Raw genomic sequence first — 22,037 nt, forward strand, 5'->3', positions numbered from 1 at the left:
GAGTGCGGTCAAGGTTGGCCGCGCATCGCGAGAAAGGGCAAGTCTGGTGGCTCGCCCTGTTGTTATTCGGGTCTGGGCTGTAGCGTGTGACAGGTTTGACGGCATTACCGTGAGCGGGGCATGAAGCGTCGCTTATCTGTACCAGCAGCCGTGGTTGGCTGTGAATTTATTTGTCATTTTGATAGCATGGCTGCCTCTATTTGGAGGCAGACCATGATTCGCTCCTTGTTCGATAGTCGCCGCAAGCGCGGCTTCTTTGTCCTGCAGTTGCTTTGCTCACTGCTGTTCCAGCAGTCCACATGGTTGTGGACGGTTTTCAGCTGGCCTGTGCTCATGGACATGTTGCTATTCAGTCTGATTTACGCCTTTGTCATGCAAAGTTTTTTTGCCGGTGTCCTCAATCGCCACACAGTGGTGCGGGAGCAGCAAACCCTGACACTGCCGATGGCATTACCCTTGGTGCGTGAGCGGGTGTGGCAGGAGCTGCAAGCGCGTTATAGTCGCCGGGCACGGGTGCAGGACGAGTGCCATTTCGAGGTATGTACCGCCTGCTCCGTGAAAAGCTGGGGGGAGCGTCTCAGTGTCGAACTGGCCGAGGCTGGCGGGGAGGCAACGCTGGTGCATCTTGACAGTCAGCCACTGTGCCGACTTACGCTGATGGATTGGGGCAAGAATCGAGACAATATCGATGGTTTGGTCAGGGCATTGGCTCAGAAGTAAGTCGGGCTGGCAGACCTGCGTCGCATTTGCGAAGCCCGGTGTTGACCGCGTTCGAATGATTAAGGTTGGCCGCAAGCCGTCACAGGTTTGCGGCCAACCTTGTTTTTTCTGGGGTATCCGCTACGCGGATGATTTTTATCTGCCGCTTTCCGCGCGGCGGCGGCTTACTTTCTTTTGCTTCGCCAAAAAGAAAGTAAGCAAAGAAAAGGCGACCCGAAGGCGCAAGAATTCCCGCGCCAACTGCCACCATCCCGGCGCCGCCCATACGCTGCGCTCAAAAGAGGGCGGCTTGTTTCCGGGCTGGAGGCAGTTTGCACGGCTTGCGCCAACGGGAATGGTCGCGCCGGTTCGGTTTTGGCGGTTGTGAGGCGTGGTGTTCGGACAGGTAGTAGGTCGGGTTAGCGCAGCGTAACCCGACAAGCTTTGCAGTCAGGCCTGTTCTATTTCCGCTCTTGTTTTCGTGTTCTTTCGCGGGTTTCGTGGCCAAGGTCGTTTTGCCTTTATCCGTGTTTTCCCGCGCGCTTCCGTGGCAAAAAATCAAGACCGATTACCGCCACAACGTAGGCCGCAAGTCGTGTCGGGTTACGTTGCGCTAACCCGACCTACGTGTTGAAGCCCGCATATACCGGGATGAAATACAAAAGGTTGGCCGCAAACCGTTACCGGCTTGCGGCCAACCTTTTGGCTATTGAGCGGCCTTTAAATCACTCCGCCAGCAGCGGTAAAAACACCTCGTCCGGCAGGCCGTTGCCGCCGGTGGTCCACACCACCGGGATGACGTCGCCCGGCCATTGTTCGCTGGCCAGCTGGTGGGCGACGAAGCCGGCGGCGGCGGAGGGCTCCAGCCGCAGGCCGTGCTGTTGCCACTGCTGGCGTACGGTCGCCAGCAGGCTGGCGTCGCTGACGGTAATCACCGCGTCGATCAGCGGGCCGACGATGCCGGCCACGGTGGCGGAAGCGCGCGGCACCGCCAGGCCGTCGGCCACGGTGCGGTTGTCGAGGCCGATGTCGTACACCGACAGCGCGTCGTCACCAGTGGCGAGGCGCAGCAGGAAGCAGGGCGAGGCCACCGGTTCCACCAGCACGCACTGCACCGCGTCGCCGAACAGGCACTTCAGGCCGAAGGCGACGCCACCGGGTGCGCCGCCGACGCCGCACGGCAGGTACACCCGCAGCGGCTGCTCCGGCGTTGGCCGCAGGCCGGCGGCGGCCAGTTGCGGTGCCAGATCCCAGGCCGCGGCGGCGTAGCCGAAGAACAGCAGCAGCGAGCTTTCGTCGTCGATGAAATAGGCGCGCGCATCAGCGGCCGCATTGTTGCGGGCGGCGGCCACCGCTAGCGCGTAGTCGCCGGCATGCTCCACCACCGTGGCGCCCAGCGCGCGCAGGCGCTGCTTTTTCCATTCCTTGGCGTCGTGCGACATGTGCACTTCCACCCCCAGCCCCAGCGCGCGCGCCATCACGCCGACGCTGTAGCCGAGGTTGCCGGTGCTGCCGACCAGGATGCGGTGCTGTGCGAACAACGCGTGCGCCGGCGCGTCGGCCAGCACGGCGTAGCTGTCGCCGACGTGCAGCAGGCCGGCGGCCAGCGCCAGCTCTTCGGCGTGGCACAACACCTCGTACACGCCGCCGCGCGCCTTGATGCAGGCGGTGATCGGCAGTGCGTGGTCGGCTTTCACCCACAGCGGCTTGCCGTGCTCGTCGCTCTGGCTCAGCAGTGGCGAGTCGATGCGGCCGTCGGCGGCGACGCTGTCCGGAAACAGCCGCGCCAGCAGCGGTGCGAAGCGTTGCCAGCGGGCGATGGCGGCCTCGATCTCGGCGCGGCCGTGGCCGCTGGCGGTCAGTGCTTCGGCGACGGGACGCAGGCCGGGGTTGTGCCACAGCAGCGGCTGGCCGTGGCGGAGGGCGGCGGGGAGGGTATCGAGAGGGAACATGGCGTTTTCCTGTCAGAGCATGGCTGGCAGTGTGCGCGTGGCCGCTAGTGGCGACAAGCCAGCATTACTGCGCGGACTGATTAGCTGGGCTAATGGCTTGCGCCGCCAGCCACGCCCGCTTCTGCGCCGCGCTCATCGCCTTTACCGCCAGTTCGGCGCGCAGCGCTTCGCCCTTGTCGGCAAATTCGAGCACCAGCGCGATGCGCTCGGGTGGAAAGCTGCGGGTGTAGCGCGCGCCCTTGCCGGCGACATGGGCGGCGTAGCGCTTTTCCACGTTGTTGCTGATGCCGGTGTACAGGCTGCCGCCGCGGCATTCCAGCAGGTACAGGTACCAGCTCATGGCGGCAAAGGTTGGCCGCAACGCCTGCGGCCAACGTGTTGCAGTGTGGCGTTCACTCGGCCAGCGCCTGCTGCAGGTCGGCGATGATGTCGCGGATGTCCTCGATGCCCACCGAGCAGCGTACCAGCCCGCCGGGAATGCCCAGCGCGATGCGTTCCTGTTCTGTGCATTCCACGTGGCTGGTGGTGCTCGGCACGCCCAGCAGGGTGTCCACCGTGCCCAGCGTGGCGGCGCGGATCAGCAGCTGGCAGTGCGGCAGCAGCCGGCGCACGGCGGCAAAACCGCCGGCCAGCTCGAAGCTGAGCACGCCGCCGAAGCCCTGCATCTGCGCGCGGGCGATGGCGTGCTGCGGATGATCCGGCAGGCCGGGGTAGTTCACCTGCGCCACCGCCGGCTGTTGCTGCAGCCATTGCGCCAGCGCCAGCGCGTTGTCGTTGTGCTGGCGCATGCGCAGTGCCAGCGTCTTGATGCCGCGCAGGATCAGGAAGGCGCTCATCGGGTCGAGGCAGGCGCCGTGGATCTCGCGGTAGTGGCGGATGCGGTCGGTCAGCGCCTGGCTGCCGCAGACGATGCCGCCCATGGCGTCGGCGTGGCCGCCCAGGAACTTGGTGGCGCTGTGCAGCACCAGATCGGCGCCCAGCGCCAGCGGGTTCTGGTTCACCGGGGTGGCGAAGGTGTTGTCGATCACCACCAGCGCGCCGGCGGCATGGCCGGCGGCGGCCAGGCGGCGGATGTCCTGCACCTTCAGCAGCGGGTTGGTCGGCGATTCCAGGTACAGCAGCTCGCAGCCGCCGGCCAGCGCGGCCTCGAAGGCGGCGGCGTCGGTGGTGTCGCACAGCGTCACCTGCACCCCCCACTGCGGCAGGGTGTGCTGCAACAGGTAGTGGCTGCCGCCGTAGGTATCCTTGCCGGCCACCACGCGCGCGCCGGGTTTGAGCAGCGCCAGCAGCGTGCTGCTGATCGCCGCCATGCCACTGCCGAAGCTCACCGCCGCCGCCGCGCCTTCCAGCGCCGCCAGCTTGGCTTCCAGCGCCAGGCTGGTGGGGTGGGCGCTGTTGCGCGCGTACAGCGGGCCGGCGACCTCGCCGCGCGCCACCTGCTCCCAGCTGTCCACATCCGGGTAGCCGTGGGCGATGCCGAACTCGATGGGCACCGCCAGCGCGGCGTGCGGGCGGTAGTCGTCTTCACCGGCGCGAACGGCGAGGGTGGCGGGGTGCAGGGGAAGTGTGCTCATGACGGCTCCGGCTAGTGGTCTGGCAGCGTACGGGCTGCCCCGCGCCGGCAGGGGCGCGGCAATGGCGGCAGTGTGCCGCGATCGCCGGGCGCGGTAAAGTATGACGATGGGGCTACTGCGGCATGGTGTGGCAGGGTGTGCCCGGCAAGGAGTCAGGATGCAAATCGAACGGCTGGATCATCTGGTGCTGACGGTGGCGGATATTCCGCGCACGGTGGCGTTTTATCGTGATGTGCTGGGCATGGTGCCGGTGACTTTCGGCGAGGGCAGGGTGGCGCTGGAATTCGGCCGGCACAAGATCAACCTGCACCCGGCGGCCGCGCCCTTGCTGCCGCACGCGCGGGTGCCGCAGGCAGGCAGTGCCGATCTCTGCCTGATCGTGAGTGGCGGGCTGGATGAGGTGGCGGCGGAGCTGGCTGCCAGGGGCGTGGCCGTCGAGCTGGGTCCGGTGGCGCGCACCGGTGCGCTGGGGCCGATCCGCTCGCTGTATCTGCGCGATCCGGACGGCAACCTGCTGGAGCTGTCGGTGTACGCCTGAGCGGAAAACGCCACGACCCGGCACAGGGCCGGGTCGTGAGGTGACAAGGTTGGCCGCATGCGGCCAACCTTGAGTGTTACAGCGCGCCGTAGGAGTGCAGGCCGGACAGGAACATGTTGACGCCGATGAAGGCGAACGAGGTCACCAGCAGGCCGACCACCGCCCACCACGCCAGTGGCTCGCCGCGCCAGCCCTTGACCAGGCGCATGTGCAGCCAGGCGGCGTAGTTCAGCCACACGATCAGTGCCCAGGTTTCTTTCGGGTCCCAGCTCCAGTAGCCGCCCCAGGCATCCGCCGCCCACATCGCACCGAGGATGGTGGCGATGGTGAAGAACAGGAAGCCGACGGCGATCGCCTTGTACATCACCTCGTCCAGCACCTCGGCCGAGGGCAGGCGGCTGGCGAGGATGCCGCGGCGGATCAGCAGCTGCGCCACGCCGATCATCGCCGACATCGCGAACGCGCCGTAGCCGACGAAGTTGGCCGGCACGTGGATCTTCATCCACCACGATTGCAGCGCCGGAATCAGCGGCTGGATCTCGTGCGCCTGGCGGTCGAAGGTGTACCACAGGATGAAGCCGACTGCGGCGCTGATCACCAGCAGCACGAAGGCACCGACCTGGCGTACCGCGAACTTGGCCTCGTAGTACAGGTACATCAGCGCGGTGATCAGGCAGAACAGGATGAACACTTCGTACAGGTTGGAGACCGGGATGCGGCCAACGTCCGGCGCGATCAGGTAACTCTCGTACCAGCGGGTGAACAGTCCGGCCAGCGCGAATACCGCCGCCGCCCAGGTCAAGCCGCTGCCCATGCGCATCAGCAGGCCGGCGCGGGAGAGGGTGCCGGCCCAGTACAGCACGGTGGCAAGGAAGAACAGCGTGCACATCCACATGAACGACGACTGGCTGGACAGCAGGTACTTCAGGCCGAAGCTTTCCGCCGCGCGCGCCAGGTTGTGGTCGTACAGCTGGATCGCCAGCAGCGACACCGCCCCGGCCAGCGGGAAGAACCAGCGCCAGCTCGGCCAGAACCAGCCCAGTGCCACCAGCGCGATGCTGCTGCCGGCCAGGATCAGCTGTTCGTAGTAGTCCAGCGCGCTGCCGTACAGGCTGAAGCTGTAGCCGGCGGCGACGATGATCAGCAGCGCGTACAGCCAGTCACCGGCGGCCAGACGCTTGTACAGCGGTTGTTGCAACACCATCTCCATCATGCTTCTCCAGCCTGTTTGTTCAGATAGTCGACCATGCGCTCGAAGTCCTGGTCCAGATCGCGGTTGTGGCGGTTGGAGGTCATCGCCAGTCGGGTGCCGTCGCGCTGCAGCAGCAGCCAGACGCGCACTTCGCGCACGTAGAACATCAGGATGATGCCGATCACCAGCAGCAGCGAACCAAGATAAACCACATTCTTGCCCGGCGAGCGCGTCATTTGCAGGCCGGAGGACTGCACCTGCTCAAAGCCGCTCATTTCCAGGTATACCGGCGCCGCGTAGTCCTGCAGCGCGCTGACGCTGACCAGGCTGTCGAGCAGGAAGCGGTAGTGCTTGGCGTCCTGCGGCCACGGCGCCAGACCGGCCTTGGCCTGCGCCACGTCCATCACGTCGACCACCGCACCCTGCAGGATCTTGATATAGGTCTGCGCAATCGCCTGACGCTTGTCGGCCGGCACCTTGTCGTCGAGGAACTGTTCCAGCGCGCCGAAGCCGCCCTGGGCAAAGCGGGACAGCACCCAGCGCACGCTGTCGGAGAACTGCTGCTGCATCGCCGGGCTGATCGCCTGGCCCTGCATCGCCTTGGCGGTGGTGCGTTCACGGATCTCGTCGTACAGCGCCGGGTTCTTCAGCGCCGCGTACAGGCGCATGAAGCTGGCGATGCTCATGTCCTTGTCGAGCGGAATGCGCAGGTACTGGAATGGTTGCGCCACGTCGCTGCGCACGCCGGCCACCTGATACCACTCGCCGTCCTGCTGCATCGGCGCCATGTAGTGCTGGTATTCGCGCGCCTGGCCGTGCTGGTCGCGCAGCTTGAAGCTGATCGACGGGCCGACGTTCTTCAGCGCCTTGGTGTCCTGCCGTACCGAGCGTGCGTCGTTGAGGCGCTGTGCCAGTGACTTGTCGTCGCTGCCCGGCGCGCCGGTGTTTTCCACGTTGAACACGCGCAGCTCGCCGAATTCCAGCCGGTAGTCGCGGCCGTTGACCTTCAGCGGTTGTGCGCCCAGCGAGTTGCCCTTGATGTCGGTCGGTGCCGCCTGCGGCGTCTGCAGGTTCCACGCCTTCAGCTGCAGCGGCGAGCCGCCGTCGCCGAAGCTGGCCTGGTAGATGGCCACGCCGTCGACCACTAGCGGGTGGTTGACCTTGATGGTGTGTTCGGAAGTCTTGCCGCTGCCCTTGTCGGTGATGATCAGGTCGCTGGCGAACAGCTTGGGCATGCCGTTGCTGTAGTAGTCGACGTGGAATTTCTTCAGCGTGACGATGAACGGCAGCTCCTGCACCAGGTAGCCGTTGCCGCTGTTCATGAAGATCACGTCGGCGCTCTTGCCTTCCGGCACCGTCACGCTGCCGCGGAACGACAGGTTGCCGGCGCCAAGACGGCTCTGTTCCGGAATCTGTGCCTGCGGCAGTTCGCGCGTTTCCGGCTTGATGCTGCCGGTCAGCTCGCCGAGCTTGAGCGGCAGGTTGCCGTCCATCAGGCCGCCGATGCAGATCACCACCATCGCGATGTGGGCGAAGAAGTAGCCCAGCTTGTTGGCGCTGCCCTTCTTCGCCGCCAGCAGCACGGTGCCATCGTCGCGCGGCACGCGCTTCACGCGCAGGCCGTGGCCCTGCAGCAGGCGCATCGCCCGTGCCTCGTCCAGCGTCAGGTCCAGCTGCTGGCTGTGGCGCATCGCACGCAGCGAGTTGTCGGTGGCGCGCTCGCGGAAGCTCTTCATCTCGCGCAGGAAGGTGGGGCCGTTGCGGATGATGCACAGCGTGGTGGACAGCACCAGGAAGGCGAGGATCAGCAGGAACCACGACGAGTGGTACACGTCGTACAGGCCCAGCTTCTCGAAGGCGACAAACCAGAACTGGCCGAACTCGAAGGCGTAGTTGGGATAGGGCTCGTTCTGCTTGAGCACGGTGCCGATGATCGAGGCGATGGCCAGAATGGTCAGCAAGCCGATGGCGAAGCGCATCGAACTGAACAGCTCGTACGCGTGGTGAAGATTCGATGCTGAAGGCTTATTGGGTTTCATGTGTTTTCAAAGCACGACAAAGGGGGGCGTGAAGGCCCCCCTTTGGAACGTGACAGCAGCAAAAAGTTGCGCTTAACGCAGGCCGGAAATGTATTCTGCTACCGCTTTCATGTCGGCATCAGACATGCGCATGGCCACATCGGCCATGATCGAGTTCTTGCGATCCGTGCCAGCCTTGAAATCATTCAGCTGTTTGACGATGTAGGCGGCGTGCTGGCTGCCCAGTGCCGGGTACTGCGCCGGGAAGCCCTTGCCGGCGGCACCGTGGCAGGCCATACAGGCCGGAACGCGGGTCACCGGGTTACCGGCCTTGTACAGCTTCTGGCCGGCTGGCAGCAGTGCCTTGTCGTTGGCCTGGCGTGCTTTCAGCTTCTGTTCGCTGAAGTACTCGGCCACGTTCTTCATGTCGGCGTCGGACAGGCTGGAAGCCATGCCCAGCATGATCGGGTTCTTGCGTTCGCCACTCTTGAAGGCCTTGAGCTGGCTTTCCAGGTATTTGGCGTGCTGGCCAGCCAGCGACGGGTTGGCGGAGGCCACGCTGTTGCCGTCCGCACCGTGACAGGCGGCACACACTTGCTCGGCAATCACTTTGCCTTTGGCGACATCGCCACGGGTCACAGCTGGGGTGGCGGCCAGTGCGCTACCGGCGAGGGTAGCGGCAGCGATCGCCAACAGCATCTTACGTTTCATGGTCACTCCTCGAGAGAGATTGCGTAAATATCTGTAAAGGTGGCAATTTCAAACCTGCTATTCTATACCAACTGACTTTACACTTACTACTATGACGATCTTTCAGAACGCCCGCTTCTTTACCACCGTAAATCATCTTAAGGATTTGCCGCCGACCCGTGCCGAGATCGCCTTTGTCGGGCGCTCCAATGCCGGCAAGTCCAGCGCCATCAATACCCTGTGCAACCGCACCCGCCTGGCCTTCGTGTCCAAGACGCCGGGGCGGACGCAGCATATCAATTTCTTCGACCTGGGCCAGGAACGCTACCTGGTCGACCTGCCCGGCTACGGCTACGCCGAAGTGCCGGAGGCGGTGCGCGCCCACTGGGTGGAGCTGCTGGGGCAGTACCTGCAGTCGCGTACCAGCCTGATCGGCCTGTTGCTGATCATGGATTCGCGCCGGCCGCTGCGCGATCTGGACTGGAAGATGATCGAGTTTTTCAGCGAGACCAACCGTCCGGTGCACATCCTGTTGTCCAAAGCCGACAAATTATCGCGTCAGGAGCAGCAGAAAGTCTTGGCCTCGGTCAAAAAAGAACTGCATGACTACCCGCAAATCAGCATCCAGCTGTTCTCCAGCTCGAAGAAGACCGGTACCGCCGAAGTCGAGCAGCAGGTGCAGGACTGGTTCGCCGCGGTGGCGGAGGACGACTTCGTTGGCGAAGAAAATCACGGTGCCGCCGGAACTTTGCCCGAGTAAGCCGTCAAAGTAAGCAGGTGTTCACACCTTCCTGCTTCACCTCCCTGAGCAGGAGCCTGCAAAGGTATTGACCCCGGCCCGTGCCGGGGTTTTTTCTTGCCCGCACGGCGGCGCGGCGGCATGAAAAAAGCCCGCCAGAGGCGGGCAAGCAGACAGCCAGGGTATTCGGTGTGACGCGGGCTCAGCCGGCGTTGGTCGCAGCCAGCGCCGGGCTGCTGTGGCGCCAGCCGGTGCCCAGCAGGCGCGAGCGGACCCAGCCGACGAGCAGCAGCAGCCCGGTCAGTACGGCGGTGCTCAGCACTTCGATCTGGTGATCGTGGCGGAAGGCCATGAGCACCAGCACCGCGGCGATGAACAGGATCACCGCCCAGGTCAGCCACGGGAACAGCCACATTTTGAAGGCCGGGGTTTCGCCGCGGGCAATCATGCGCTGACGCATGCGCAGCTGGGAGATGGCGATCGCCATGTACACCAGCAGCGCGATGGCGCCGGAGGTGGCCAGCAGCACGTTGAACACCGCTTCCGGTACCAGATAGTTGGCGATCACCATCATGAAGCCCACCACCATCGAACCCAGCACCGCGTTTTGCGGCGTGCCGTTGCCGGCTGTCTTGTTGAACACCTGCATCGCGTCGCGACGGGTGGACAGCGAGTACAGCATGCGCGAGGCGGTATACAGCGCCGAGTTCAGGCAGCTGGCCACCGAGATCAGCACCACCACGTCGACGATCGCCTTGGCGTTGGGAATGCCGATCAGCTCCAGCGTGCGCTGGTAGGAACCCAGTGCGGCCAACTGCGGGTCGTTCCACGCCACCAGCGAGGTGACCACGAAGATCGAACCGAGGTAGAACAGGCTGATGCGCCACACCACCGAGTTGGTGGCCTTGGTGATCTGCTGCTGCGGGTTGTCGGATTCGGCGGCGGCGATGGTGACGATCTCGGTGCCGAGGAAAGTGAACATGGTGGTCAGCATCGCACCCAGTACGGCACCAAAGCCGTTGGGCATGAAGCCGCCGTGGGCGAACAGATTGGATACGCCGCTGGTCTGGCTGCCCGGAATCAGGCCCATGATGGCGGCGGCGGCAATAGCGAGGAAGGCGATGATGGCGACCACCTTGACCAGCGCGAACCAGAATTCGAATTCGCCGTAGTTCTTGACGCTGAACATATTGGTGATGGTCAGCAGCACGGTAATGCCCAGCGCAAACGCCCACAGCGGCACGCCGGCAAACCAGGTGTGCAGGATGGTGGCGGCGGCGGTGGCCTCCAGCGGGATCACCAGCACCCAGAACCACCAGTACAGCCAGCCGATCAGGTAACCGGCCCAGTGGCCGATGGCGCGGTCGGCGTAGGTGGAAAACGAGCCGGTGTCCGGCGAGGCGACCGCCATTTCACCGAGCATGCGCATGACCAGGATCACCAGCAGGCCGGCGATGGCGTAGGCGATCAGCACCGCCGGGCCGGCTTCGGCAATGGCGTGGCCGGAGCCGACAAACAGTCCCGCGCCGATCACACCGGCGATGGACAACATGGTGACGTGACGTTCCTTGAGCCCGTGGCTCAGTCCTGGGGATGAAGCACTCATTGGATCAGATTCTCCGTTGGCGGCTGCCTGGTGACCGTGCGCGGACGCGCCGATACCGTTATTGGGTTGCTGGGGAGTGCAGGGCAGCCGCGATTGTTGTTGCAAGCAAAAGCCGGCGGCAGTGTAAGCGCTGATTGGTGATAAAATTAGACCCAATCCTGTTTTTTTAATAGAACCAATCTGCGCGGTTTCCTGCCATGGCGTCCCCGTCCTCCCCCTCCCAGATCGCGCTGCAGCAAATGCTGGCCGACCTGCTGCTGCAGCACTTCCGCCGCGACAGCGCCGAATCCAACACCCTGCAGCTGTACCGCCTGCTGCGCGACGGCATCCTGCAGGAGGTGCTGCCGCCGGGGCTACGGCTGCCGTCGTCGCGGCAACTGGCGCAGGAGCTGGGCATCGCGCGCAACACCGTGATCCACGTCTACGAACGGCTGGTGGTGGAGGGCTATCTGGCGGCCGGGGTTGGCCGCGGCACCTTCGTGCTGGATACTGGACCGGAGCGCCTGCCCGGGCGCGAGCCGGTGGCGGCCAGGGGCGGCGCCGACAGCCTGGCCGAGATTTCGCGGCGCGGCACGCAGCTGGTGGCGCAGGCCGGTGCCGGCGAGAAGCAGTGGGGCGCCTTCATGCCGGGGGTGCCGGAGGTGCGCACCTTTCCGTCGCGCACCTGGATGCGGCTGCACAACCGCCAGTGGCGCAAGCCGCAGCCGGACCTGCTGACCTACTCCGTCGGCCCCGGCCTGCCGGCGCTGCGCAGCGCGCTGGCCGACTACCTGCGCAGCTCGCGCGGCGTGATCTGCACCCCGGAACAGATCATCGTCACCAACGGCTCGCACGCGGCGCTGCAGCTGATCGCGCTGCTGCTGGGCGATGTCGGCGATAGCGCGTGGGTGGAAAATCCGGGTTACTGGGGCGTGCACAGCGTGTGGCGCAGCAGCGGGCTCGACACGCAGCCGGTGGCGGTGGACGGTGACGGCCTGCAGGTGGAGGAGGGCGCGCGGCAGGGGGCGCCAAAGCTGATCTACGTGTCGCCGTCACACCAGTATCCGCTGGGCGCGGTGATGAGCCTGGCGCGGCGGCGGCGCTTGCTGGCCTATGCGCGGCGCAATCACTGCTGGATCGTGGAGGATGACTACGACAGCGAATTCCGCTACGGCCGTTCGCCGCTGCCGTCGCTGCAGGGCCTGGACCGCCACGGCCGCGTCATCTATCTGGCCACCTTTTCCAAGGTGATCTATCCGGGGCTGCGGCTGGCCTATATGGTGGTGCCGGAGGCGCTGGTCGCCAGCTTCCAGACCGGGCTGTCGGAGATGTTCCGCGGCGGGCAGTACCTGACGCAGGCGGTGCTGGCGGATTTCATCGCCGAGGGCCACTTCGTGTCGCACATCCGCCGCATGCGCCATCTCTATGCGCTACGGCGCGAGACGCTGCTGGCGGCGATCGCCGCGCATTTTGGCACGCGGCTGCCGATCCATGACGGCGCCGCCGGCCTGCATCTGGTGCTGGGCCTGCCCGATGGCTGCGACGATCACGCCATTGCCGAGGCCGCTTTGCAGCAGGGCATCCTCACCCGGCCGCTGAGTGCCTATTACCGCGGCGCGGCGCCGGCGCAGCAGGGCCTGCTGCTGGGCTATGCCCACGTGCACGAGCAGGATATCGCCGGCCACTTCGCCACCCTGGCCGCGGTGATCAAGGCGGCCGGCATCGGTTTGGCGCCGGCGCCATGAAAAAACCGCCTGGCTACGCGGAGGTAGGCAGGCGGTGCTGGTGCTGGTACAGCGGGCTTAGCGGGTGATCACCGGCGCCACGCTGAGTGCATTGGCGACGGCCAGCGCTTCGTGGTCACCCTGGAACGGGCCCATGCGGATGCTGTAGATGCCCTCGTGATTGACGATGGCCAGCTTGTCGTCGTGCAGGCTGTCGTCGGCCAGCAGCTTTTTCAGCTCGGCCTCGGCACGGGCCAGCCGCGAGAAGTTGCCCAGCTGCAGGTACAGCGGATCGCTGGCGGCAGCCTGCATGGCCGGCGGTTTGGTGGCAATGCGCTCGCTACCCTTGACCGGGAACACGCGTTCGATCAGCACCTCGGCCGAGCCGCGGTTCACGTAGCCCAGGCGATGGGCGGCGGCGTAGCTGAGGTCCATCAGCCGGCTCTTGTGGAACGGGCCGCGGTCATTGATGCGCACGATCACCGATTCGCCATTGCTGACATTGGTGACGCGGGCATAGCTCGGGATTGGCAGCGTCGGATGCGCCGCGGTCATCGCGAACATGTCGTAGCGTTCGCCAGAGCTGGTCTTGCGACCGTGGAACTGTTTGCCGTACCAGGAGGCGCGGCCGGTCTTGCGGTAAGGCTTGGCGCTCTTGTCCGGGCGGAAGCTCATGCCCAGGGCAGTGTAGGGCAGGTTGGCCGCAGCGATCAGCGGTTCTGCCTGTGGAACGGCGTCCGGAACCAGGTCCAGGTTAACCGGGATGTTGCTACCCGGGCCGTCATTCTGAAAGTAGGCGCCTGTGTTGGCAGGCGATTTTTTGGTCGTGACCTTGGCTGTCTGGGTGGCAGTTGCCGGTCTGACGGTGGTACAGGCCACCAGTACAGCACTGATGAACGCAAGCCACAGCCATCGGTAAAAAGGTCGCATGAACCTCTCCTATGCTGTTGCGCCAACTCAGTGAACTGGCTCAGATCCCTCCGGCAAAACCGTGTTGACGCCAGGCCTCGAAAACGAGGACAGCGACAGCATTAGAGAGATTGAGACTGCGTGATTCGGCCCGCATCGGCAACCGCACCCGCTGGTCAGTCGGGAGACTGTCCAGTACTTCCTGGGGCAAGCCGCGTGATTCAGGTCCGAACAGCAAAACATCGCCGGGTTGGAAGGCGATGCGGTCGTGCCGCGTGGCGCCCTTGGTGGTGGCCGCGAAGATGCGGCGCGGGCCAAGGTGGGCCAGACAGGCTTCCCAGTTCTCGTGAACCACCATGCGGGCGTACTCGTGATAGTCGAGTCCGGCGCGTTTCAGTTTGGCGTCTTCGAGCGGAAAACCCAGCGGTTTGACCAAGTGCAGTTCACAGCCGGTGTTGGCACAGAGTCGAATAATATTGCCCGTATTGGGCGGTATTTCCGGCTGGTAGAGAACAACAGTAAACATCGTTGCGGGGTGAATAATCCGGTAAATCAACAGGTTGGTCAAATTTTGTGGTCGGAGGCCCTGGCAAGCACCCAGGCTTCGACCCGTTTTGCGCCCGCTTTTTGCAGCGCTTTGGCCAGCGCATCGAGGGTGGCGCCGGTGGTGGCGACGTCATCGACGATGGCGATGGAAAGCCCGTCACAGCGGCGCTTTACGCAAAAAGCATCGCGCACATTGCGCAGCCGCTGGCGGCGGTCGAGCGCGGCCTGCGGCGCAGTGTTGCGTTTGCGCACACACAAGTCGTGGGCGATGCGGCCGCCGATTGTAGCAGCGACTGCCTGCGCCAGGGCATCCGGCAGGTTAAAACCGCGTTCGGCCAACCGTGCCGGCGCCAGCGGCACCGCGACCACCAGGTCGATTTCCGGCCGCTGCGGCGTGCTTTGCAGCTGCTGCCGCAACAGGCTGGCGAGCGCGCCCTGCAGTGCCGGCTGGCGGCCGTATTTGCAGGCGCTGATCAGGCCGTCCAGCGGGTAGTCGTAGCCGTAGGCGGCGTGCAGGCGCGCAAACGCCGGTGCGGCGCGCAGGCAATGGCCGCAGGGTACCAGGCTACTGGCCGCCGCCGCGGCGCATACCGGGCAGCGCGTCGCGGCGGGTGGTGCCAGCGCCGCGACACAGGCAGCGCAGACGCCGCTGGCGCACGGACGTTGGCCGCACAGCTGGCAGTGTTGCTCAAAAACAAGGCAGTTGTTAAGCAATGCCGCAATCGCGTTTGACAGCATGGTCGGCCCTCGCGCAAGATTCGCCCAGTTTTGACTCTCAGACAGTGACGATAGCCCACCATGACCCAGGCCACCATTCAATTCCAGCGTCCCGCCACCCTGCACCCCGAATCCGCGCTGTGGAGCCAGCAGGAAATCGAGGCGCTGTACGACCTGCCGTTCATGGAGCTGGTCTTCCGTGCCGCGGAAGTCCACCGCCAGCACTTCGACCCCAGCCGCGTGCAGCTGTCGACGCTGGTGTCGATCAAGACCGGCGGCTGTCCGGAGGACTGCGGCTACTGCCCGCAGTCGGTACACCATGAAACGGCGGTGGAAAACCAGCCGATGATGACGGTGGACGAGGTGGTGGACGCCGCGCGTCACGCCAAGGCCAACGGTGCCGGCCGCTTCTGCATGGGCGCCGCCTGGCGCGGCCCGAAGGATGCCGACCTGGAAAAGACGCTGGACATGGTGCAGCGGGTGAAGGCGCTGGGCCTGCAAACCTGTGCCACCTTCGGCCTGCTGAAGGACGGCCAGGCCGAGAAGCTGAAGGACGCCGGCCTCGACTACTACAACCACAATCTGGACACCGCGCCGGACAAGTACGCCGACATCATCCAGACCCGCGACTACGAAGACCGCCTCGCCACGCTGGGCAAGGTGCGCGGTGCCGGGCTGTCGGTATGCTGTGGCGGCATCGTCGGCCTGAACGAGACCCGCGAGCAGCGCGCCGGGCTGATCCTGCAGCTGGCCAACCTCGACCCGCAGCCGGAATCGGTGCCGGTCAACAACCTGGTGCAGGTGACCGGCACACCGCTGGACGGCGCCGAGTCGCTGGACTGGACCGAGTTCGTGCGTACCATCGCCGTGGCGCGCCTGACGCTGCCGAAGAGCTATATCCGCCTGTCCGCCGGCCGTCGCGAGATGCCGGAAGCGATGCAGGCGCTGTGCTTCCTCGCCGGCGCCAACTCCATCTTCTACGGCGACAAGCTGCTGACCACCGGCAACCCGGACGTCGACGCCGACCGCGCGCTGATGGAGAAGCTGGGCCTGCAGCCGCTGTAAGAGCCTGTTCTCGATCGGCTGCGCTTCGGCGATACCGCGTTGAAAACGGTTTCGGAATGCTCATTTACCACTTGTAAATTCTGCTTCCTCAGCCGTTTTCGCCTTGTCTCGCTCTAGCTCGCGAGATCGAGAACAGGCTCTAAACTGCCGTCATGGCATCATCGAAAAGCACCTTGCCGCCGGCGGGTGCTTTTTTTCATCAATCGAACAAGGAAAGGTTGGCCGCATGCGTCCCGATCAACTCGCCGGCGCGCTGTCGCAACTGCAGGCCGAACACCGCCTGCGTCAGCGCGCGGTACTGGACAGCCCGCAGGGGCCGCGCGTCAGCATCGGCGGCCGCGACTATCTGGCCTTCGCCAGCAACGACTATCTCGGCCTCGCCAATCATCCGGCGCTGAAGGCGGCGATGCGCGAGGCGATCGAGGCGTGGGGCGTTGGCGGTGGCGCCTCGGCGCTGGTGGCGGGGCACTTCGCCATCCAGCAGCAGGCGGAGGAGGCTCTGGCCGAATTCGTCGGCTGCGAGGCGGCGCTGCTGTTCGGCTCCGGCTATGCGGCCAACCTTGGCGTGGTCAGCAGCCTGGTCGGCCGCGGTGACGCCATCTTCGCCGACAAGCTCAACCACGCCTCGCTCAACGACGCCTGCCAGCTGTCGCGCGCCGAATTCAAGCGCTTTCGCCACAACGATCTGGCGCATCTGGCGCAGTTGTTGCAAAACACGCCAGCGGCATCGCGGCTGATCGTGGTGGATGCGGTGTACAGCATGGAAGGCGACGAAGCGCCGCTGGCAGAGCTGCTGCAGCTGGCGGAGCGCTATGACGCATGGTTGTATCTCGACGATGCGCACGGCTTCGGCATCCTCGGCAACGGTCGTGGCGCGCTGGTCGAGCACGCGTTGCAGCACCCGCGCGTGGTGTACATGGCCACGCTGGGCAAGGCTGCCGGGGTGGCCGGTGCCTTTGTCGCCGGCAGCCGCCAGCTGATCGACTGGCTGGTCAACCGTGCGCGCACCTATATCTTCACCACCGCACACCCGCCGGCGCAGGCGGCGGCGGTGCTGGCCAGTTTGCAGCTGATCGAGCAGGAGTCGTGGCGTCGCCTGCTATTACAAGAGCATATTTCGGCATTGCGTGCCGCGCTGATGGAAACTTCTTTCCGGTTATGCTCTTCCCGTATGCCAATTCAAGCGATTATCATTGGCGGCAACGAGGCTGCCGTGCAGATGGCAGGGGATTTACAGGATTCGGGGATCTGGGTTCCCGCCATCAGGCCTCCCACGGTGCCGGCAGGAACCGCGCGCTTGCGCGTGTCGCTGTCGGCGGCGCATTCCGGGCAGGACGTTTCACAACTGGCACAGGCGCTGGTCAGGCTGTTGCGCTGACCCGGCCACTGCCGTTGCCCTGACCGGTGTGCCCTATAACAATAAAATCGCGGTTGCGATGCGTGGCCGCGTAGTGGGCTCAACCAAAATCGTATGAATAGCACGGCTGATATTCTGTTTTCGCCCGAAGAAGCCGCTGAAGCTGCCCTGGATTTCCTGTTCTGCTGGCAGCTGCCGCTCGGGGCGAGCGTTTGGGGAAAGCTGGGGGAGGGGTGGCGCTGCCTGGCGCAGCGGGGGGATGTGTCCGCCCTGCCGACGCCGCAGGCGGGTGTCCCGCTCCCGCCGCTGGATGCTGCCGTCTGCTGCCAGGTACTGGGCAGCCACGCGCAGCCGCTCGGCTTCCTGTTCTGGCATGGCTGCGCCGCCAGCGAGCGCACCGCGCAGCTGGCGCTGCTGCTGACCGGACACCTGACCAGCGCCAGCCTCAGCAATGACCTGAGCGCGGCGCGCGTCACTCACCATACCCTGCTCGACATCAACCGCCTCGCCAACGAGTCGCAGAATGTCGAGCACTTCCTGCGCCGGCTGCACCGCGCGGTGAGCCGGCTGATGCCGGCCGACAACTTCTATATCGCGTTGCTGGACGAGGGCGGCAGCGCGCTGCGCTTCCCCTATTTTGCCGACGTGATGGAGCCGCGGCCGCCGCGGCCGGACGAGGTATTTCCCTGCGGCGGACAGACGCCGTCGCTGACCGCCTGGCTGTGCCGCCAGCACTCCTTCATGTTGTTGTCGGGCGCCGAGATCGACAAGCTGTGCCGGCAGCACGGCGTGGTGATGTCCGGGCTGATGCCGTCGTGGTGGATGGGGGTGCCGCTGCTCGATGCCGCCAGCAAGGTGGTCGGCGCGGTGGTGGTGCAGAGCTATGACGTGCACCAGCGCTTCGATGACGCGGCGCAGAGCGCCTTCCTGTTCATCGCCCACCATATCGCCAGCGCGCTGGACCGGCTGGCGCACCGCGCCGAGCTGGAGCGCAAGGTGTGGCTGCGCACCGCCGAGCTGGAAGGCATCAATATCCGCCTGCACGCCGAGGTGGCCGAGCGCAAGCGCACCGAGCAGCTGCAGAGCGTGCTGTTCCGCATCGGCGACATCTCCAATACCAGCCTGTCGATGGAGGCCTTCTTCGTCGGCCTGCACCGGCTGCTGTCCGAGTTCATCGACGCCAGCAACTGCATGGTGTGCCTGCACGACAGCGAGCGCAACGAGCTGAGCTTTCCCTATTGTTCCGACCTGTACCTGACCGATCCGCTGCCACAGCGCCCCGGGCGCGGCCTGCTGGAACAGGTGCTGCACAGCGGCCGGCCGCTGCTGCTGGCCGAAGCCAGCGGCCATGTGCTGCTGGCCAGCGACGATCACGACATCGCGGTGCCGGTCAGCTGGCTGGGGGTGCCGCTGTACAGCGGCAACGAACTGCGCGGCGTGCTGGCGGTGCAGAGCTACGAGCCGAGCGTGCGCTACTCCTACCGCGACCAGGAACTGCTGGAGTTCGTCGCCAACCACATCGGCAGCGCGCTGGCGCGGGTGCAGGCGCTGGACGACCTGCAGCGCGCCTATGCCGATCTGGAACAGCGCGTGCTGGAGCGCACCAACGAGCTGGACGCCGTCAACGCCCAGCTGCAGCATGACAGCCTGCACGATCCGCTGACCAAGCTGCCCAACCGCAGCTATTTCTCGCGCGTGCTGAAGCGCAACTGGGACCAGTTCCAGCTTGATCCGACGCAGCGCTTCGCGGTGGTGTTCATCGACCTGGACCGCTTCAAGCTGGTCAACGACACCCTCGGCCATCTCGCCGGCGACCACCTGCTCACCGAGGCCGGGCAACGCATCCGCAGCTGCCTCGGCTATGCCGATTTCCTGGCCCGCCTCGGCGGCGACGAGTTCGCGGTGCTGCTGTCCGGCGTCGACTCGCTGGAAGAGTGCGAGCGGCTGGCGCAGAGCCTGGTCGGCGAATTCGAGCGCCCGATCATGCTGTCCGGGCGCGAGCTGTTCACCACCGTCAGCGTCGGCCTGGTGCTGGCCGACAAGGAACACTACTCGCGTGCGGAAGACCTGCTGCGCGACGCCGACCACGCGATGTACCGCACCAAGCAACGCGGTCGTCACGGCTACACCCTGTTCAACCACGAGCTGCGCCGCAACCAGGCCGACCAGCTGGCGCTGGAGGCCGAGCTGCGCCACGCGCTGGAAAACCGCCACGAACTGGTGCCCTACTACCAGGCGATCGTGGACAGCCACAGCGGCAAGCTGGCCGGCTTCGAGACGCTGGTGCGCTGGCACCATCCGCAGCGCGGCCTGATCGCGCCGGGTGTGTTCCTGCCGATGGCGGAGGAGAGCGGCCTGATCCTGAAGCTGGACCGCTACATGATCGAGCACGCCTGCGCGCAGCTGGCGCAGTGGTACGGCAGCGGCCGCATCGACCACGCGGTGTGCCTGCACATCAACCTGTCCTCGGCGCACTTCCACGATCCGGGGCTGGTCGGCTGGCTGCAGGAGCTGATGCAGCGGCACGCGCTGCCGGTGGGCACGCTGCACCTGGAAATCACCGAAAGCGCGCTGATCGACGTGCCGGACGTGGCGATCGAGGTGATGCGGCAGCTGAAGGAGCGCGGCATCTGCCTCGCGCTGGACGACTTCGGCACCGGCTACTCGGCGCTGTCCTACCTGCACCGCTACCACTTCGACGTGCTCAAGATCGACCAGGCCTTCGTGCGCGACATCCACTGCCACGAGGAATCCTCCGCCATCGTGCGCGCCATCCTGGCGCTGGCGGCGGCGCTGGGGCTGGACGTGGTGGCGGAAGGGGTGGAAACCATGCTGCAGGTGCAGACCCTGCGCCAGCTCGGCTGCCCGCGGCTGCAGGGTTACTACTTTGCCCGGCCGGCACCGGCGGCGGAGCTGGACTGGCCGCGGCTGGCCGGCATGCAGCAGGAGCTGGCCCACGCCGGCGACGGTTTGCTGCCGTCGCTGGCATGAGTGCAACGGGCTTTCTTTCTCGGCGCGCTATTGCGAAAATCGGGTTTTGCCCCATTTCCACTAGTCGATGACCCTGTTTATAGAATCCCGCGGCCGTGGCCCGGATCTGGTGCTGCTGCACGGCTGGGGGCTGCACGGCGGCGTGTTCGAGCGCGTTGCGGCCAACCTTGAAGCCGACTTCTGCCTGCACCTGGTGGATCTGCCCGGCCACGGCGCCAGCGCCGCGGCCGCGCACTTTGACGCGGCGGCGATTGCCGATGCGCTCGCCGGCCACTTCCCGCTGCCGGTGCACCTGCTCGGCTGGTCGCTCGGCGGCCTGATCGCGCAGCACTGGGCGGCGCAGCATCCGCAGCAGGTGCGCAGCCTGGCGCTGGTCGCCACCAGCCCGCGCTTCGTGCGCGACGAAGCTTGGCCGCACGCGCAGGCGCGCGAAGCGATCGAGGGCGTCGGCGCCAATCTCGACACCGCGTTCGAGCTGACGCTGGAGCGCTTTCTCGCGCTGCAGATGATGGGCGCGCCGGCGGCACGCGACACGCTGAAGGCGCTGAAGGCGCAGCTGTTTGCCCACGGCCGGCCGCAGGGCCTGCTGCCGGCGCTGCACTGCCTGCTGCACGCCGACGCGCGCGCGCTGGCACCGGCCATCGCCTGTCCGGTCGGCCTGTTCTACGGCGCGCGCGACGCGATCACCCCGATCGGGGCCGGGCGCTGGCTGGCCCAGCAGCTGGCCGACGCCACTTTTTACGACTTTCCCCAGGCTTCGCACGCACCGTTTCTGTCGCATGAAACGGACTTTGTCGAAGCCCTGCGACTACACCTGGAACAGCACGCATGAGCGAAGCGTTTTACACCGACAAAGACCGCGTTCGCGCCTCGTTCGAGCGGGCGGCCACCAGTTACGACTCCGCCGCGGTACTGCAGCGCGAGGTGTCCGACCGCATGGCCGAGCGTCTCGACTACATCAAGCTGCAACCGGCGGTGATCCTCGACGCCGGCAGCGGCACCGGCTACGGCGCGGCGATGCTGCGCCAGCGCTATCCACAGGCGCGGGTGCTGGAGCTGGACCTGGCGCACGGCATGCTGTGTGCGTCGCGCGAGAAGCAGCGTGACAGCCAGGGCATGCTCGGCCGTCTGTTCCGCCGCCCGGCGCCGTGGCAGCTGTGTGCCGACGTCGAGCGCCTGCCGCTGGCCGACAACAGCGTCGACATGATCTGGTCCAATCTGGCGATCCAGTGGGTCAACGTGCCGGACAGCGTGTTTGCCGAATTCCAGCGCGTGCTGAAGCCGGAGGGCATGGTGATGTTCTCGACGCTGGGGCCGGACACGCTGACCGAGCTGCGCGCCGCCTTCGGCGCGGTGGACGGCGCCACCCACGTCAACCAGTTCATCGACATGCACGATCTGGGCGATGCGCTGATGCACTGCGGCTTCTCCGAACCGGTGATGGACATGGAAAAGATCGTGATGACCTACGACAGCGTGCGCGAGGTGATGCACGACCTGAAGGCGATCGGTGCCCACAATGCAACTGCCGGCCGCAATCGTGGTCTGATGGGCAAGCACACCTGGCAGCGGATCTGCGACGCCTACGAAACACGGCGCCGCGACGGCCAGCTGCCGGCAACCTACGAAGTGCTGTACGGCCACGCCTGGAAGGCGCAGCCGAAGAAAAAGCCGACCATTCTGGCTGACGGCAGCCAGGTGATCGAATTCAGTCGTTCCCCACCCAAGCAGTGAGAGCCTT

The 22,037-nt window shown here is 65.6% G+C and carries 20 protein-coding genes; 10 read left to right on the forward strand and 10 right to left on the reverse strand.

Translation table 11 applies throughout. The features are described from left to right. Nucleotides 1-120 precede the first annotated feature (120 nt). Together ACG97_RS03180 and ACG97_RS17485 are read left to right on the forward strand one after the other, a co-directional pair. On the forward strand, nt 121-720 hold the full coding sequence (locus ACG97_RS03180; RefSeq protein ID WP_156167909.1) for a hypothetical protein: 600 nt from the start codon (nt 121-123) through the stop codon (nt 718-720). Between the two features lie 55 nt (nt 721-775). Then, complete coding sequence (locus tag ACG97_RS17485) at nt 776-1,087, forward strand: hypothetical protein (protein WP_156167912.1); 312 nt, start codon at nt 776-778, stop codon at nt 1,085-1,087. Nucleotides 1,088-1,424: 337 nt separating this feature from the next. On the opposite strand, the gene ACG97_RS03185 is transcribed toward ACG97_RS17485, so the two are convergent. The 3 genes from ACG97_RS03185 to ACG97_RS03195 form a co-directional block, all read right to left on the reverse strand. Then, the gene (locus ACG97_RS03185; RefSeq protein WP_047965884.1) at nt 1,425-2,651 is read right to left on the reverse strand and encodes a D-serine ammonia-lyase; all 1,227 of its coding nucleotides are present in this window, start codon (nt 2,649-2,651) and stop codon (nt 1,425-1,427) included. Nucleotides 2,652-2,715: 64 nt separating this feature from the next. Continuing rightward, complete coding sequence (locus tag ACG97_RS03190) at nt 2,716-2,991, reverse strand: GIY-YIG nuclease family protein (RefSeq protein ID WP_047965885.1); 276 nt, start codon at nt 2,989-2,991, stop codon at nt 2,716-2,718. 52 nt (nt 2,992-3,043) lie between these two features. Further along, the gene (locus ACG97_RS03195; RefSeq protein WP_047965886.1) at nt 3,044-4,225 is read right to left on the reverse strand and encodes an aminotransferase class I/II-fold pyridoxal phosphate-dependent enzyme; all 1,182 of its coding nucleotides are present in this window, start codon (nt 4,223-4,225) and stop codon (nt 3,044-3,046) included. 157 nt (nt 4,226-4,382) lie between these two features. On the opposite strand from ACG97_RS03195, the gene ACG97_RS03200 reads away from it, so the two are divergent. Then, nucleotides 4,383-4,763 carry a VOC family protein gene (locus ACG97_RS03200; protein WP_047965887.1) on the forward strand — a complete coding sequence of 127 codons (381 nt, stop codon included), beginning with the start codon at nt 4,383-4,385 and terminating at the stop codon, nt 4,761-4,763. A gap of 76 nt (nt 4,764-4,839) precedes the next feature. On the opposite strand, the gene ccsB is transcribed toward ACG97_RS03200, so the two are convergent. From ccsB to ACG97_RS03215, 3 genes are all read right to left on the reverse strand, one after another. After that, a complete protein-coding gene (gene ccsB, locus ACG97_RS03205) occupies nt 4,840-5,976 on the reverse strand; it encodes a c-type cytochrome biogenesis protein CcsB (protein ID WP_369793025.1) in 1,137 nt (378 codons plus the stop codon). Further along, nucleotides 5,973-7,994 (reverse strand): cytochrome c biogenesis protein ResB, encoded by a 2,022-nt coding sequence (locus ACG97_RS03210; RefSeq protein ID WP_047965889.1) that lies wholly within the window; start codon nt 7,992-7,994, stop codon nt 5,973-5,975. The genes ccsB and ACG97_RS03210 overlap by 4 nt, the downstream gene beginning before the upstream one ends. Nucleotides 7,995-8,066: 72 nt before the next feature. Beyond that, nucleotides 8,067-8,684, reverse strand: coding sequence for a cytochrome c (locus ACG97_RS03215; RefSeq protein ID WP_047965890.1), 618 nt, complete (start codon nt 8,682-8,684; stop codon nt 8,067-8,069). A gap of 91 nt (nt 8,685-8,775) precedes the next feature. On the opposite strand from ACG97_RS03215, the gene yihA reads away from it, so the two are divergent. Beyond that, complete coding sequence (gene yihA, locus ACG97_RS03220; RefSeq protein ID WP_047965891.1) at nt 8,776-9,423, forward strand: ribosome biogenesis GTP-binding protein YihA/YsxC; 648 nt, start codon at nt 8,776-8,778, stop codon at nt 9,421-9,423. A gap of 181 nt (nt 9,424-9,604) precedes the next feature. Here yihA and gabP read toward each other — a convergent pair whose 3' ends face one another. Continuing rightward, on the reverse strand, nt 9,605-11,008 hold the full coding sequence (gene gabP, locus ACG97_RS03225) for a GABA permease (protein ID WP_047965892.1): 1,404 nt from the start codon (nt 11,006-11,008) through the stop codon (nt 9,605-9,607). A 197-nt stretch (nt 11,009-11,205) separates the two neighbouring features. Here gabP and ACG97_RS03230 point away from each other — a divergent pair, with 197 nt between their 5' ends. Continuing rightward, nucleotides 11,206-12,732, forward strand: coding sequence for a PLP-dependent aminotransferase family protein (locus ACG97_RS03230; RefSeq protein WP_047965893.1), 1,527 nt, complete (start codon nt 11,206-11,208; stop codon nt 12,730-12,732). Between the two features lie 57 nt (nt 12,733-12,789). Here ACG97_RS03230 and ACG97_RS03235 read toward each other — a convergent pair whose 3' ends face one another. Genes ACG97_RS03235 through ACG97_RS03245 form a run of 3 tightly spaced genes read right to left on the reverse strand, consistent with a single transcriptional unit; the run spans nt 12,790 to nt 14,904 of the window. Then, the gene (locus ACG97_RS03235) at nt 12,790-13,641 is read right to left on the reverse strand and encodes a septal ring lytic transglycosylase RlpA family protein (RefSeq protein WP_047965894.1); all 852 of its coding nucleotides are present in this window, start codon (nt 13,639-13,641) and stop codon (nt 12,790-12,792) included. 40 nt (nt 13,642-13,681) lie between these two features. Beyond that, entirely contained in the window at nt 13,682-14,146 is a 465-nt protein-coding gene (gene trmL / locus ACG97_RS03240; protein ID WP_047965962.1) for a tRNA (uridine(34)/cytosine(34)/5-carboxymethylaminomethyluridine(34)-2'-O)-methyltransferase TrmL, read from the reverse strand. Nucleotides 14,147-14,184: 38 nt separating this feature from the next. Next, on the reverse strand, nt 14,185-14,904 hold the full coding sequence (locus tag ACG97_RS03245) for a ComF family protein (protein ID WP_047965895.1): 720 nt from the start codon (nt 14,902-14,904) through the stop codon (nt 14,185-14,187). Between the two features lie 60 nt (nt 14,905-14,964). On the opposite strand from ACG97_RS03245, the gene bioB reads away from it, so the two are divergent. The 5 genes from bioB (at nt 14,965) to bioC (ending at nt 22,030) form a co-directional block, all read left to right on the forward strand. Beyond that, nucleotides 14,965-15,948, forward strand: a complete 984-nt coding sequence (bioB, locus tag ACG97_RS03250; RefSeq protein ID WP_047965896.1) for a biotin synthase BioB — start codon at nt 14,965-14,967, stop codon at nt 15,946-15,948. A gap of 226 nt (nt 15,949-16,174) precedes the next feature. After that, nucleotides 16,175-17,326 (forward strand): 8-amino-7-oxononanoate synthase, encoded by a 1,152-nt coding sequence (bioF, locus tag ACG97_RS03255; RefSeq protein WP_047965897.1) that lies wholly within the window; start codon nt 16,175-16,177, stop codon nt 17,324-17,326. 240 nt (nt 17,327-17,566) lie between these two features. Beyond that, complete coding sequence (locus ACG97_RS03260; RefSeq protein WP_238377241.1) at nt 17,567-20,296, forward strand: EAL domain-containing protein; 2,730 nt, start codon at nt 17,567-17,569, stop codon at nt 20,294-20,296. Nucleotides 20,297-20,363: 67 nt separating this feature from the next. Further along, a complete protein-coding gene (gene bioH / locus ACG97_RS03265) occupies nt 20,364-21,128 on the forward strand; it encodes a pimeloyl-ACP methyl ester esterase BioH (protein WP_047965899.1) in 765 nt (254 codons plus the stop codon). After that, nucleotides 21,125-22,030 carry a malonyl-ACP O-methyltransferase BioC gene (gene bioC / locus ACG97_RS03270; protein WP_047965900.1) on the forward strand — a complete coding sequence of 302 codons (906 nt, stop codon included), beginning with the start codon at nt 21,125-21,127 and terminating at the stop codon, nt 22,028-22,030. The genes bioH and bioC overlap by 4 nt, the downstream gene beginning before the upstream one ends. The last annotated feature ends 7 nt before the right edge of the window (nt 22,031-22,037 follow it).

The sequence above is a fragment of the Vogesella sp. EB genome (assembly GCF_001037925.1).
GTDB classification, from domain to species: Bacteria; Pseudomonadota; Gammaproteobacteria; order Burkholderiales; family Chromobacteriaceae; genus Vogesella; species Vogesella indigofera.